Annotated in this window: 12 protein-coding genes and 1 riboswitch; of the genes, 6 read left to right on the top strand and 6 right to left on the bottom strand. The window is 68.1% G+C overall.

Annotated elements, in window-relative coordinates; all coding sequences use genetic code 11:
• Positions 1–41 precede the first annotated feature (41 nt).
• Positions 42–890 carry an XOO1806 family protein gene (locus tag K5L94_RS16955; RefSeq protein ID WP_274510912.1) on the bottom strand — a complete coding sequence of 283 codons (849 nt, stop codon included), beginning with the start codon at positions 888–890 and terminating at the stop codon, positions 42–44.
• Positions 891–1,006: 116 nt separating this feature from the next.
• Positions 1,007–1,900, bottom strand: a complete 894-nt coding sequence (gene hslO / locus K5L94_RS16950) for an Hsp33 family molecular chaperone HslO (protein ID WP_274510911.1) — start codon at positions 1,898–1,900, stop codon at positions 1,007–1,009.
• Positions 1,901–1,977: 77 nt separating this feature from the next.
• Here hslO and mtgA point away from each other — a divergent pair, with 77 nt between their 5' ends.
• From mtgA to K5L94_RS16935, 3 genes are all read left to right on the top strand, one after another.
• Positions 1,978–2,727, top strand: a complete 750-nt coding sequence (mtgA, locus tag K5L94_RS16945) for a monofunctional biosynthetic peptidoglycan transglycosylase (RefSeq protein ID WP_006464101.1) — start codon at positions 1,978–1,980, stop codon at positions 2,725–2,727.
• Positions 2,728–2,791: 64 nt separating this feature from the next.
• A complete protein-coding gene (locus K5L94_RS16940) occupies positions 2,792–3,811 on the top strand; it encodes a glycosyltransferase family 2 protein (protein ID WP_053450529.1) in 1,020 nt (339 codons plus the stop codon).
• Positions 3,771–4,202 (top strand): CBS domain-containing protein, encoded by a 432-nt coding sequence (locus K5L94_RS16935; RefSeq protein ID WP_180879293.1) that lies wholly within the window; start codon positions 3,771–3,773, stop codon positions 4,200–4,202. The genes K5L94_RS16940 and K5L94_RS16935 overlap by 41 nt, the downstream gene beginning before the upstream one ends.
• Positions 4,203–4,695: 493 nt before the next feature.
• Here K5L94_RS16935 and K5L94_RS16930 read toward each other — a convergent pair whose 3' ends face one another.
• The 4 genes from K5L94_RS16930 to K5L94_RS16915 all read right to left on the bottom strand — a co-directional run bounded on the left by K5L94_RS16930 (position 4,696) and on the right by K5L94_RS16915 (position 10,122).
• Complete coding sequence (locus K5L94_RS16930; RefSeq protein WP_274510910.1) at positions 4,696–6,669, bottom strand: AsmA family protein; 1,974 nt, start codon at positions 6,667–6,669, stop codon at positions 4,696–4,698.
• An 84-nt stretch (positions 6,670–6,753) separates the two neighbouring features.
• Positions 6,754–7,392 carry a PAQR family membrane homeostasis protein TrhA gene (gene trhA / locus K5L94_RS16925; RefSeq protein ID WP_005418403.1) on the bottom strand — a complete coding sequence of 213 codons (639 nt, stop codon included), beginning with the start codon at positions 7,390–7,392 and terminating at the stop codon, positions 6,754–6,756.
• Between the two features lie 174 nt (positions 7,393–7,566).
• Positions 7,567–9,171 (bottom strand): peptide chain release factor 3, encoded by a 1,605-nt coding sequence (locus tag K5L94_RS16920; RefSeq protein ID WP_053450526.1) that lies wholly within the window; start codon positions 9,169–9,171, stop codon positions 7,567–7,569.
• 66 nt (positions 9,172–9,237) lie between these two features.
• Positions 9,238–10,122, bottom strand: a complete 885-nt coding sequence (locus tag K5L94_RS16915; protein ID WP_274510909.1) for a M23 family metallopeptidase — start codon at positions 10,120–10,122, stop codon at positions 9,238–9,240.
• Positions 10,123–10,271: 149 nt separating this feature from the next.
• Positions 10,272–10,390, top strand: a riboswitch (SAM riboswitch).
• A gap of 77 nt (positions 10,391–10,467) precedes the next feature.
• Between K5L94_RS16915 and metX the strand changes: the two genes are divergently transcribed.
• From metX to K5L94_RS16900, 3 genes are read left to right on the top strand one after another with little or no spacing between them, the layout of a single operon-like run.
• A complete protein-coding gene (metX, locus tag K5L94_RS16910; protein ID WP_274510908.1) occupies positions 10,468–11,499 on the top strand; it encodes a homoserine O-succinyltransferase MetX in 1,032 nt (343 codons plus the stop codon).
• Positions 11,496–12,731 carry an O-succinylhomoserine (thiol)-lyase gene (locus K5L94_RS16905; RefSeq protein WP_053450523.1) on the top strand — a complete coding sequence of 412 codons (1,236 nt, stop codon included), beginning with the start codon at positions 11,496–11,498 and terminating at the stop codon, positions 12,729–12,731. Before metX ends, K5L94_RS16905 begins: the two co-directional genes overlap by 4 nt.
• Positions 12,728–13,795 (top strand): homoserine dehydrogenase family protein, encoded by a 1,068-nt coding sequence (locus tag K5L94_RS16900; protein WP_053450522.1) that lies wholly within the window; start codon positions 12,728–12,730, stop codon positions 13,793–13,795. Before K5L94_RS16905 ends, K5L94_RS16900 begins: the two co-directional genes overlap by 4 nt.
• Positions 13,796–13,816 lie beyond the last annotated feature (21 nt).

Raw genomic sequence — 13,816 nt, 5'->3', positions numbered from 1 at the left:
CCCATTCAACCCCGAATTGTGAGCCCGCCGGTGATGTCCGGTCAGAGGTCCTGCTCGTAGCGGACGTACGGCACGGTGCCGTCGTCATTGCTTTCATTGCGCGGCGAGAACGGATTCTTGCCGCGGCTGATCACGTTCTCGGCGCCCACAGTGAGCTGGCCGGACCAGGGGGTACGCCAGGTCAGCCCGATTCCCAGGCCTTCCCACTTGCCAGGCTTGCCCGGCACGTCGACGACACGCCCGATGATGCTGCCGGTGAAGTTGCCGTAGCCGGCGCCGATGCTCAGGCTCTTGCTGTCCCAGCGATCGACGATGGCCGGTGAGGCATCAGCCAGCGGTACCAGGCGGGCCTTGGCATAGGTGCCGGCGATGGAGACGAAGCCCTCGCGGCCGATGTTCTTCTGCGCGAACACGGTCAGGTCGTTCTGCTCGGCGCGCAGCGAAGGGGTCTTGTTCGGGCCTGACAGCCAGGCCGGCAGGGTTTCACGGCCGGTACCGGCGGTGATGCCCAGGCGGCTGTTGCCACGGTTCAGTGCGGCGGTGCCGGTGAAGCGGCGGCTGTTGAGGTCGTCATCGTCGCCGAGGCTGGCCAGCATGCAGTGACTGGCCAGGCCGCTGATGCTGGTTCCGCTGCTGCTGTTGCAGAGCAGGCCCAGCGAATCGCCGGAGGACAGACCGAAGGCGGCATCCAGCGAGTTGCGGCCGAAGTGCCAGCGGGCGCCGGCCGCCTGTTCGCCGGTAGGTTCCAGATACAGCAGGGCCTCGACCTTGCCGCTGCCCTTGTTCCATACCGGCAGCACGGTACGGGTGTCCTTGCTCTGCGCATGCGCGCCCGTAATCGCGCCAAGGGCGATCAGCAGGGCCAGCGGTAGACGCAGGAAGGTACGCATCGGACCAGTTCAGACAGGGATGAACAACGGAAGTTCCCGCGGAAACGGGAACTTGATCGTAGGGCGTTTATGAATTCTTAACAAGCCTTGATCCCCCCAGATGCAAGACAAGCCGATTACTGAAGCCGTTCAGGTGCCGGCACAGTCCCCTCGGCACCGTGGAACAGTATGCCGAACTCCGTCAAAGGAAAGTGATACTCGCGCCCGCAGAATTCGCAGCGAACCTCGACCGCGTTGGTGGCCTCGGCGGCGGCACGGGCTTCGTCCTCGCCCAGCGATTGCAGCATCGATGCAACCCGTTCACGCGAGCAGGAGCAGGCGAAGGACAGCGGCTTGCCGCCCATCAGCTCGGGCTTCTCCTCGTGGAACAGGCGGTGCAGCAACTGCTCGGCCGGGGTGGCCAGCAGTTCGGCCTTGCCCAGAGTCTCGAACAGGGCGCTGGCGCGGGCCCAGCCGTCCTCGTCGCCCTCGTCGCCCGGCAGCTTCTGCAGCAGCAGGCCGGCGGCGCCGGTGCGGTCGGCGGCCAGCAGCAGGCGGGTGGGCAGCTGTTCGGACTGGCGGAAGTAGTCCTCGAAGGCTTCGTCCAGTTCCGGTGCGGTCAGGCCGACCAGGCTCTGGTACCGCTGCGGTTCGCGCGGGTCCAGGCCCGGGTTCTCGATGGTGATCGCGAGCAGGGCGTCATCGCCCAGGCTGGACAGGTCGCGCGGCGCATCGGCACCGTCGCTGAGCTGGGCGATGCCGCGCAGGGTGCCGGCGGCGGTGCATTCGGCGAACAGGGTGCGCAGGGCGGTGCTGCTGCGCAGCTGGATCGACAGGCGGCCATCGATCTTGGTGTGGCCGGTGAACAGTGCCGAGGCCACGCAGGCCTCGCCGAGCATTTCGGCAGCGGTATCCGGGTACTGGGCGTGGGACAGGATCTCCTGCCAGGTGGCCTGCAGGCGCACGTGGACGCCACGGACGCCAGCGTCGGGCAGCAGGAAGCGGATCAGGGAATCGGAGTTGGCGGTCATCGGCTCACATCGCGCGTAAACGGAGGCGGTTGCCGGATAATGCGCCGACAACCAGACAGAAGAAGGATGCACCAGTAATGGGGGCAGCGGGAGAGCAGCACAAGGTCGAGGCCGGGGCGGACGTGCCTCGGCGCAGGCGCTGGCGCTGGAAGCGGCTGCTGTGGCTGCCGGTGCTGCTGGCCGCCTTCAGCTGCCTGCAGGTACTGGTACTGCGGTTCATCGATCCGCCCGGGTCCATGGTGATGCTGTGGCGCTACGGCGAGGCGCTGGGCGAGGCGGACTGGTCCTATCGGCTGCACTACCAGTGGCGCGACCTGGACCAGATGGCGCCCAGCCTGCCGATCTCGCTGGTGGCGGCGGAGGACCAGCGCTTTCCCGACCACAATGGTTTCGACCTGCAGGCCATCGAGAAGGCGCGCGACCACAACGCAAAGGGGGGCCGCCTGCGCGGTGCCAGCACGATCAGCCAGCAGGTGGCCAAGAACCTGTTCCTGTGGCAGGGCCGCAGCTGGGTCCGCAAGGGCCTTGAGGTCTGGTACACGGTGCTGATCGAAGCGCTGTGGCCGAAGGAGCGCATCCTGGAGATGTACGCCAACATCGCCGAGTTCGGTGATGGCGTGTATGGCGCGCAGGCCGCGGCGCAGAAATTCTGGGGCAAGGACGCGGCTCGGCTGAGCCCGGCCGAAAGCGCGCGGCTGGCGGCGGTGCTGCCGGCACCACGGCGCTACAACGCGGCGGCGCCGGGGCCCTATGTACAGCGGCGTGCGGCATGGATCCAGCGCCAGGCGCGGCAGCTGGGTGGGGCGGCGTACCTGTCGGAGGAGTGAGGAGGCGGCCTGCCGGGTCTGCAGGCGGCGGCCCGCATGCGTGCCGGCAACGTACAATCCGGGCATGACCCGTGAACGGCTTACTTTTGTCATCGCCGCCTACAACGAGGCCCTGGCACTGCCGTTGCTGCATCCGCGGTTGTGCGCGGTGCTGGATGGCATGCCCGACATCGAAGGCCACATTCTGTATGTGGACGACGGCAGCCACGACGACACCTGGCCGGTGATCGCCGGCCTGGCCCAGGCCGATGCGCGGGTCTCGGCGCTGAAGCTCTCGCGCAACTTCGGCAAGGAGGCCGCGCTGACGGCCGGCCTGGACCTGGTGCGCGAGGGGGCGGCGATGATCCTCGATGCGGACGGCCAGGATCCACCGGAGCTGGTGCCGCAGTTCGTCGCGCGCTGGCGCGAGGGGCACGACAACGTCTATGGCACGCGCATGGCCCGCGATGGCGAGGCCTGGGTCAAGCGCGCCACGGCGGCGATGTTCTACCGGGTGATGGGGCGCCTGTCGCGCACGCCGATCCCCGCCGACACCGGGGATTTCCGCCTGTTGTCGCCTCGCGCGCTGAGCGCACTGCGCGAGATGCGCGAGCGCCATCGGTTCATGAAGGGCCTCTTCAGCTGGGTCGGGTTCAAGCGGGTGGCCGTGCCCTATCACCGCCACGCGCGCGTGGCCGGCACCAGCAAGTTCAGCCTGTGGCGGCTGTGGAACTTCGCCCTGGAGGGCATCACCGGCTTCTCTACCGTGCCGCTGCGGGCCGCCACCTATCTGGGGCTGGCAACGGCGGCGGTGGCCTTCGTGTTCGGCCTGTGGGTGATCGTCAAGGCGGCGCTGTATGGCGACCGGGTGGCGGGCTGGCCGACGATGATGGCGGTGATCCTGTTCCTGGGCGGGGTGCAGCTGATCGCGCTGGGCCTGATCGGCGAGTACCTGGGGCGGCTGTATGAAGAGTCCAAGCAGCGCCCGCTGTACCTGGTTGACGCATGGCTAGCATCCACCGTGGCAGACTCGGCCCTGCAACCCACCCTCGGAGGGCAGGCGGATGACCACGGTACGGCAACTGTTGGACGGCAAGTCTCCTGAAGTACACGCAGTCGCACCGGATGCGGCGGTGATCGATGCGATCCGGTTGATGGCGGAAAAGGGTATCGGCGCGGTGCTGGTGATGGATGGGCCGCGACTGGTCGGGATCCTGTCCGAGCGCGACTACGCACGCAAGATCGTGCTGCGGGATCGTTCGTCGCGCGATACGGCGGTGGCCGAGATCATGACGGCGCAGGTGGTGACGGTGTCGCCGGGCGAGCAGGTGGAACACTGCCTGCAGCTGGTGACCGATTTCCGTATCCGCCACCTGCCGGTGGTGGACGGCGCGCAGGTGCTGGGGGTGATTTCCATCGGTGACCTGGTGAAGTCGGTGATCGATGCACAGCGCAGGGAGCTGGATCAGCTGCAGCAGTACATCGTGGCGGGATGAGTTGTTCGCTGGCGGGCCTGCGGCCCGCCGGCCCGCTTCTCGAAGCTCAAAGTCAACGCCAAAGCCAAAGCCAAAGCAGCGCCTTCCTGATACGTTGGGAGGCGGAGGGCGCGGCTGGGCAGGACACGCCGTAAACCCATCCATGGGGGCTCGATGGCGCCATCCATGGCGCCAACGGTCCTGCCCAGCCGCACCCTCCGCCTCTGGACACGTTCCCGCGAGCGCGGTGCGTTTCAGTGCCGATCCCCCGCTCCTGGTAGATGCCAACCTTGGTTGGCATTGGCTTTTGATTCTGCTCATTCTTTTGACTTTGAACTTCGCTCTCGTTCCGCGCGCGCAGGAAACTGTCCGGAGCCGGAGCAAGGCGGCAGGCAGGACCGTGAGGCGCATGGATGCGCCGACCGAGCCTACAGGGACGTATTTACGGCGTGTCCTGCCTGTCGCCTTGCTCCGGCTCTACGCGCGGAAAAACGAGGCGCCGCGAACAAACGCCCTACTTCGCATACTGCCCACCGCAGTCGGCATCCTTGCCCGGCCCCAGTTCGATGGTCGCCAGCAGCGCCGCCGGCGGGGCGATGCTGCCCAGCGCCAGGGCCACCGCGCCACGAATGCCCAGCGCCTTGAAGTCCGGCCGGAACGATGGATCCTTGAATGTGCCGGTGATGTGCAGCGGCGAACGCAGCACCAGGATGCTCTTGTCCTTCGGGCGCGGCTTCAGCAGCAGGTCGAGGGTCTCATCGCGCAGGCTGACCGTGCCCTCGCCGATGATGATCGTATCGGTGGTATCCACCGCCAGCGCCTGGCTGGTCATCAGCCCGTCGCGCACGCCGAAGTCGGCGAAGGCGCAGCGCAGGGGAATCTGTTTGTCACCGGTCACCAGGAACTTCAACGACTCGGTGACATCCAGCCCGGCCAGTTCCATCACCAGGTTGCCGACATGGCCGCGGCCCATCGCCAGGCCGACCTTCCCGCTGCTGCTGCCCAGCATCGCGGCGATCGAATTGCCGCGACCGCTCAGGTCGACTTCGCCGCCGATGCCGCCCTTGGCCTGCTCGGCCAGTTTTGCATCCGGGAACAGCTGGCCCAGCTGCACGCCGCGCACGCTGGCTTCTAGCGCGGTGCTGATCTGCGCCTGACGTGCATCCATGCGGATCGTGCTGCGGATATCGCCGCCGGCCACGCCGAAGTTCAGCGGGTCCAGCCGCAGCACGCCGTCATCCAGCAGCAGGTGCGCATCCATGTCGTCCAGCGGCAGCGAGGGTGCGTTGATGCGATGGGCCTTCCAGCGCACGTCGGCATCCATCGCACGCAGCTTGCCGAGGTTGTAGGGCGTGTCGGGCAGTACCCGGGCACGGGCGGCGATACGCGCGGCCTCGGCCTTCTGCTCGGCGTTCGCGGTCTCGCCGCTGCCGGTCTTCGGTGGTGCACCGACGAAGCCGGCCAGATCGTCGAAGTCCAATCGCCGGGATTCGAGCGTGGCCGTCAGCCGCGGGCGTGCACCGCCGACGTCGAACTGCAGGTTGCCACCGAGATCGCTGTCGCCGACCTTGCCGGTGAACTGCTCGTAGCGCCAGGTGTCGTGGTCGCGCTTGAGGCGGCCATTCAACGCGTATGGCGGCGAGGACGGAATGGCGATGCCGAGCAGCGGGTACAGGTCGGCCAGGTCCTGGCCACTGAGTGCGAACTGCAGGTCGAACACGCGCAGCTGGAACGGATTGGTAAGCGTGCCGCTGGCCACCGCGTGGGTTGCCCCGGCGCGGCCATCGAGGTGGATGCGGAACGGATGGTCGCTGTCGGTCAGCTGCAGCGGTGATTCGGTGCCGCCGCGCAGGGTGAACGGATTGCCCTGCCAGCGGCCCTTGCCCTGCACCAGCAGCGGCGGTGCGGCATCGGCCTGTTTCGGCTGGCCGCTGCGCACATCCAGTCGGATGTCGGTGCGGCCGAGCGCATCCAGGAACTGCAGGCGGCCGTCGTCGATACGCAGGCGCTTGAGCTGGGGGCCTGGCCCGCCAGCGCTGTCACCGAGGAAATCCCAGTTGCCCGGCTCGCCCTTGCGCGGGGCCGTTTCCAGCAGGACGTCCGGCCGGGTCAGGCGCACTTCGGGCAACTGCACGCTGCCACGCAGCAGCGGCCACACCCGCACGTCGATCTCGACGCGATCGGCGTTGGCCATGTCCGGCTGCTTTGCCCAGCTGGCATTGGCGAAGGTGATCGCGTCGGCGCGGATCGTGCTGGTGCGGCCGAGATCCACATCCAGGTGGCCGATGTGCAGTACCCGGCCGGTACGCGCCTGCACGGCGCGTTCGACCGGCCCCTTGAACCAGTTCCAGTCCCACAGTGCGATCAACAGCAGGACCGCCGCCAGCAGGAAGATCAGGACCGTCAGCCAGCGCCGGCCGCGCGGGCCGGGTCGGCGGAGGCGCCAGCGGGAGGTGCGCGATGTGGCGGGGGAGGCGGCAGCATTCACGCTGTCATGGTTGCCCCCTCATCGTGGACGGGGCGCGAAGCACCCATGTGCGCGGTGTGCACAACCCGCGCGCGGGCCCCTGTCTTACAGCACCTGCATGGTGACCGCGACGAAGTGGCAGACGCTGCCGCCGATCACGAACAGGTGCCAGATCGCATGCGAATAGGGGATCGATTCGCGATGGTAGAAGTAGGTGCCCAGGGTGTATGACAGGCCGCCGGCCAGCAGCCAGCCCAGCGTCCAGCCGTCGATCGAGGCCAGCATCGGCTTGACTGCCACGATCACCAGCCAGCCCATGGCCACGTAGATCGCGGTGGACAGGCGCTTGAAGCGGCCGGTGTAGAACAGCTTGAACACCACGCCGGCCAGGGCCAGGGTCCAGATCGCCGCGAACAGCCCCCAGCCCCACGGACCGCGCAGGCCGATCAGGGTGAACGGGGTATAGGTGCCGGCGATCAGGACGTAGATCGCGCAGTGGTCGAACACCTTCAGGCGACCCTTGGCGACCGGGTGCTGGATGGCGTGATAGAGGGTGGAGGCCGTATACAGCAGCAGCAGCGCGATGCCGAACACGATGGCGCCGGCCAGCTGCCAGCCATCACTGTAGATGGCGGCCAGGGTGATCAGTACCGCGCCCGCGCCGAGGGCGAGCACGGCGCCCAGGCCGTGGGTCAGGGCGCTGGCGATTTCTTCGCGGATCGAAGCAACGGAAGTCGTGGACATGGCGTAGGCATCGTTCGCGGGGAGGGGGACCCGCACCCCCCTATCATCGCCGCGATGGGCGGCGCATGCACGCCCATCACCGTATGGTCGGTGAATCCCCGCGTTGCGCGGATGCGCCCGCGATCAGCAGATCCACGCCATGCGTGGATGAACCGCCGCGGGGCCCCTTGCGGTTCAGCTTGCCGACACCGTATGCGCCGCTTCGCGGGTGGCCGAGAAGCGCACATCCGGAGAACGTTCCTGCGCCAGCTGCAGGTTGACCCGGGTCGGTGCCAGGTAGACCAGGTGGCCGGCCGCGTCCAGCGCCAGGTTCAGCGCGTTCTTCTCGCGGAACTCTTCCAGCTTCTTCTCGTTGCTGCAGTGGACCCAACGCGCGGTGGTCACGCTGACCTGCTCGAACGTGGCTTCCACGCCGTACTCGTCCTTCAGGCGATAGGCGGCCACGTCGAACTGCAGCACGCCCACCGCACCCAGGATCAGGTCGTTGCTGGTGAGCGGACGGAAGAACTGGGTTGCACCTTCTTCGGACAGCTGGGCCAGGCCCTTCTGCAGCTGCTTGAGCTTGAGCGGATCGCGCAGGCGTGCACGGCGGAACAGTTCCGGGGCGAAATTGGGAATACCGGTGAAGGTGACCGCTTCGCCTTCGGTGAAGGTATCGCCGATGGAGATGGTGCCGTGGTTGTGGATGCCGATCACATCGCCCGGCCACGCTTCGGCGGCGATCTCGCGGTCGCTGGCCATGAAGGTCAGGGCGTTGGCCAGCTTCATCTCCTTGCCGGTACGCACGTGGAAGGTTTTCATGCCGGCGCTGAAACGGCCCGAGCAGACGCGCATGAACGCCACGCGGTCGCGGTGCTGCGGGTCCATGTTGGCCTGGATCTTGAACACGAAGCCGGTCAGCTTGTTTTCTTCCGGTGCGATCTCGCGGCCGGTGGTGGAGCGCGCCTGCGGTGACGGCGCATGCTCGACGAAGAAGTCCAGCAGCGGCTGCACGCCGAAGTTGTTCACGCCCGAACCGAAGAACACCGGGGTCTGCTTGCCGGCGCGGTACGCGTCCAGGTCGAAGGGGTGGCTTGCGCCCTGCACCAGTTCCAGTTCGTCGCGCAGGTCGGCCAGCATCTGCGCACCGATCTTCTCGGCCAGACCGGGGGCATCGATGGACGGGAAGATGGTCGAGTCCTGGCGGGTGAAGTTGCGGCCCGGTTCGTACAGGTGCACTTCGCCGGTCAGCAGGTGCACCACGCCCTTCAGGCGCTGGCCCATGCCGATCGGCCAGGTCACCGGGGCGCACTGGATGCCGAGCACGGTTTCCACTTCATCCAGCAGCTCGATTGGGTCCTTGCCCTCGCGGTCGAGCTTGTTGATGAAGGTCATGATCGGGGTGTCGCGCAGGCGGCACACTTCCATCAGCTTGATGGTGCGCTCTTCCACGCCCTTGGCCACGTCGATCACCATCAGCGCCGAGTCCACCGCGGTCAGCACGCGGTAGGTGTCCTCGCCGAAGTCGGCGTGGCCGGGGGTGTCGAGCAGGTTGACGATCTTGCCTTCGTACGGGAACTGCATCACCGAGGAGGTCACGGAGATGCCGCGCTCCTTTTCCAGTGCCATCCAGTCGGAGGTGGCGTGGCGGGCGGCCTTGCGGCCCTTGACCGAACCGGCCATCTGGATCGCGCCTCCGAACAGCAGCAGCTTTTCGGTCAGCGTGGTCTTGCCGGCGTCAGGGTGGGAGATGATGGCGAAGGTGCGGCGACGCGACGCTTCGTTGGCGACTTCGGACATGGCAGTGGCGCCCGCCCGGGGCGCTTTTCAAAGAGATAAGCGCCCGATTATACCGGCCGGCGCCGGTCAGCGCCCGATGCCGCCGTCTGCCCCGGCCTGGCGGGCGAACTGCAGCTGGCCCTGTGCGGCGAAGATGCGCACCGGCACCGAGCGCAGGCCCATTCCGCGGTTGACCTGCACCACGAAGTGCAGGTGCGGGGCACTGCTGTAACCACTGTTGCCGGACAGGCCGATCGGCTGCCCGGCCTGCACCGCCTGGCCGCGACGCACGCGCATGCCACCGGCCTGCAGGTGGCCATACAGGGCCATGCTGCCGTCGCTGTGCAGCACGCGGATGAAGTTGGCACGGGCACCATCGCGTTCGCGGTCCTGCCCGTTGCCACGGAAGCCATCCTGCATCTGCATCACCGTACCCTCGCGCGCGGCCAGCACCAGGGTGCCCTCCGGCAGTGCGAAGTCGACCGCCTCGCGGTTCTCCTCGTCATCGTGGCTGAACCGGCCCTGCGGCGCCTGGTCCACGCGCAGGCGGGCGGCCTCGAAGGGCAGGCGATAGGCGACATCTTCGGCCTGTGCGGCCGGGTTGCCCGGCACCGACTGCAGGCGCAGATCGAGCATGCGGCCATCGATCGGGGCGGGCAGATGGCCGACCACCAGGCTGCTGTCACCCTGCAGCAGTGATTCGACCGGGAGACCCTCGACCGGGTGTCCCGGCGCCGCGCGCAGTTCGATCTGCAGCGGCCCCGCCAGCCCGTTGTCGATCCGCGCCTGCCATTGTTCGCCCACCGGCTGCAGGCGCAGTCGAGCCATCGGCGTGGCATCCCGGGCCGATTCCCCAGCGGCGGCAGGGGCGGTCTTGGGCACCAGCCCCCAGCCCTGGCGCCAGTCGCCTGCATGGGCCGTCGCGCTCGCCAGCAGGCACAGCAGCAGGCAGGTCAGGGGCAGGCGTGGCATCCGTGGTTCCGGTCAAAAGGGGCCGCCGGGACTGTACCCGATCCTGAACGGGACGACCGGGACGGCCTCCGCAGAGTTCATCTGCAAATATCCATCGCTTTATCCGCATGAAGGGATTGACAGTGCTGGAAAGGGCTGGCATCGTGGCCCCACCATCGAGACCGGCAGAGGGACAGGCCCTTTGAAGCCGGGGCAGCCCGCAGGCGCGCAAGCGACTGCGTAGGTGCCAAATCCTGCGGGGACCGTGGCGTCCACCGAAAGATGGTTCGAACCATGCACCCCACGTGCATCTCGAACGCGGGCCCCGCGAAGGCTCGATGGCCGATTCCCCAACCGGATCCCGCCATGAGCTTCGCTGCCAGTACCGCACTTCGCCCCGAACCCTTTGTCCCCGTCAGCGTGCCGGTCGATGACCGCGTGCATGCCGAGCGCGGTGAGTTCGCCGCGGTGCTGTCGATGCGTCACGCCGGCCCCAGCCCGGTGCGCCTGCGCTATGAGTGGGTCGGCCCGGCGAATGCGCCGGTGGTGGTGCTGGCCGGTGGCATTTCCGCCCACCGCCATGTGGCGTCCAACGCACAGTTCAGCGAGAAGGGCTGGGCCGAGGATCTGGTCGGCAAGGGCCGCGCGCTGGACCCACAGCAGCTGCGCGTGCTGGCCTTCGACTTCATCGGGGCGGATGGCGCGCTGGACGTTCCGGTCGATACCGCCGACCAGGCCGATGCGCTGGCGCTGCTGCTGGATCATCTGGGCATCCGCGCGCTGAAGGCGTTCGTCGGCTATTCGTATGGCGCGCTGGTTGGCCAGCAGTTCGCGATCCGCCATCGTGCCCGCGTGCGCCAGCTGGTGCTGGCCAGCGGCGCGCATCGCCCGCACCCGTATGCCGCGGCCTGGCGCGCACTGCAGCGCCGCGCCGTCGCGCTGGGCCAGCTGCAGTGCGGCGAAGACCACGGGCTGGCGCTGGCCCGCCAGTTCGCCATGCTCAGCTATCGCACGCCGGAAGAATTCGGCGAGCGCTTCGATGCCGCGCCGGAAGTGATCAATGGCCGCGTGCGCGTGGCCGCCGAAGACTATCTCGACGCCGCCGGGGCGCAGTACGTCGCGCGCACGCCGGTAACCGCCTACCTGCGCCTGTCCGAATCGATCGACCTGCACCGCGTGGACCCTGCCTCGATCCTGCCGCCGACCGTGGTGGTGGCCGTGGAGGGCGATCGCCTGGTGCCGCTGGCCGATCTGGTCGGCCTGGTTGAAGGACTGGGCCCGCGCGGCAGCCTGCGCGTGCTGCGCTCGCCCTATGGCCACGACGCCTTCCTCAAAGAAACCGATCGCATTGACGCGATCCTCGCCACCGCCTTCCGTACTTCTGGAGAGTCCGCATGAGCCTGCACGCCAACGAGCCGTCCTGTAGCCGTACCACTGCCGCTGTCCGTGCCGGCATCGATCGCGATACCGCGCATGGTGCGGTCACTCCGCCGATCGTGTTGTCGTCGAACTTCAGCTTTGAAGGCTTCGGCAACAAGCGCCAGTACGACTACACGCGCAGTGGCAACCCGACCCGCGACCTGCTGGGCGAAGCACTTGCGGAACTGGAGGGCGGCGCAGGTGGGGTCGTCACCGCCACCGGCATGGGCGCGATCAATCTGGTGCTGAACGCGCTGCTGCAGCCGGGCGACACCCTGGTGGTGCCGCACGATGCCTACGGTGGCAGCTGGCGGCTGTTCAATGCGCTGGCGAAGAAGGGCCACTTCGAACTGGTCACCGCCGACCTGACCGATCCGCGTGCGCTGGCGCAGGCACTGGCCACCCAGCCGAAGCTGGTGCTGGTGGAAACCCCGTCCAACCCGCTGCTGCGCATCACCGACCTGCGCTTCGTCATCGACGCCGCGCACAGGGCGGGCGCGCTGGTCGTGGTCGACAACACCTTCCTGTCGCCGGCCCTGCAGCAGCCGCTGTCATTCGGCGCGGACCTGGTGCTGCATTCCACCACCAAGTACATCAACGGCCACAGCGACGTGGTCGGTGGCGCAGTGGTCGCGCGCGATCCGGCACTGCACGAGCAGTTGGTGTGGTGGGGCAATGCGCTGGGCCTGACCGGCTCGCCGTTCGATGCCTTCCTGACCCTGCGCGGCCTGCGCACGCTGGATGCGCGCCTGCGCGTGCACCAGGAAAACACCGCCTCGATCGTTGCCCTGCTGGACCAGCATCCGGCGGTCGGCGCGGTGTACTACCCGGGCCTGGCCGATCACCCGGGCCATGCCATCGCCGCACGCCAGCAGGACGGCTTCGGCGCGATGCTGTCGTTCGAGCTGGCGCACTGTGCCGGCGACGATCCGCATGCGGCGGTGCGCGCGTTCGTTGATGGCCTGCGTTGTTTCACCCTGGCCGAATCGCTGGGCGGCGTCGAAAGCCTGATCGCGCATCCGGCGACCATGACCCACGCGGCGATGACCGCCGAAGCGCGTGCGGCGGCCGGGATCAGCGAAGGGCTGCTGCGCCTGTCAGTGGGCATCGAGGCCGAGCGTGACCTGCTGGCCGATCTCGGCGCGGCACTGCAGCGCGCCGAAGCGGTGATCGATGCCGCTGCACGCCGCAAACAGGTGGTGGACGCATGAGCGCACTGGCCGCTGAAATTCCCGCGCTGGGCGCGGGACGCCTGGCGCTGCTCGGCACCGGCACGGTGGGTTCGGCGTTCGTGCAGCGCTACCAGGCGCTGCAGGCACGCGGGCTGGAACTGCCCAGCGTGCAGTGGTTGGCCAATTCGCGTACCGCGCTGGCGATCGATCGTGACCTGGCGTTGCCGTTGGAGCTGGCACGGCGTGCACCGCGTGATGGCCACAGCGCTCCGCCGTGGGCCAGCGCCGAAGGACTGGAGCGTGGCGACGTGGTGGTTGACGCGACCGCCAGCGAGGACGTGGCCGCACGCCACGTGCAGTGGCTGGCGCGCGGCGTGCACGTGGTGACCGCCAACAAGCTGGGGCGAGGCGCGCAGCTGGCGCGCGCTCAGGCAATTGCCGAAAGCTGCGCCGACAGCGGTGCACGCTACGGCGACAGCGCCACCGTGGGGGCAGGCCTGCCCCTGCTGAGCAGCCTGCGCGCGCTGGTGGCCGGCGGTGATCATATCCATGCCATCGAGGGCGTCCTGTCCGGATCGCTGGCGTGGCTGTTCCATCGCTACGATGGCCAGTCACCGTTCTCGGCCGCAGTGCGCGAAGCGCTGGCGGCAGGCTACACCGAGCCGGATCCGCGCCTGGACCTGTCCGGCGAGGATGTACGCCGCAAGCTGCTGATCCTGGCCCGCAGCAGCGGGTTGGCGCTGGACGCGTCGCAGGTGCAGGTGGATTCGCTGGTGCCTGAAACGCTCGCCGCGTTGCCGCTGGAAGATGCGGTAGCCGCGCTGGAACAGCTGGATGCGCCGCTGCAGGCACGCTGGCAGCAGGCGCGCGACAACGGCCGCGTGCTGCGTTTTGTCGGTCGCGTCGATGGCCAGGGTGCGCAGGTGGGCCTGCGCGAGCTGCCTGCCGATCATCCATTGGCGCAGGGCGCGGGCACCGACAACCGCGTGGCCATCCACAGCGATCGCTATCAGCGCCAGCCGTTGTTGATCCAGGGGCCGGGCGCGGGCGCGGAAGTCACCGCCGCCGCGTTGCTGGATGACGTGCTGCGCATCGTGCGGTAAGGGATCGCCGGGCATCGCCCG

Origin of the sequence: Stenotrophomonas forensis (assembly GCF_028752115.1) — a bacterium.
GTDB classification, from domain to species: Bacteria; Pseudomonadota; Gammaproteobacteria; order Xanthomonadales; family Xanthomonadaceae; genus Stenotrophomonas; species Stenotrophomonas forensis.
Note: the sequence above shows the minus strand (reverse complement) of the source record. Positions and strands in the feature narration are given on the sequence as shown.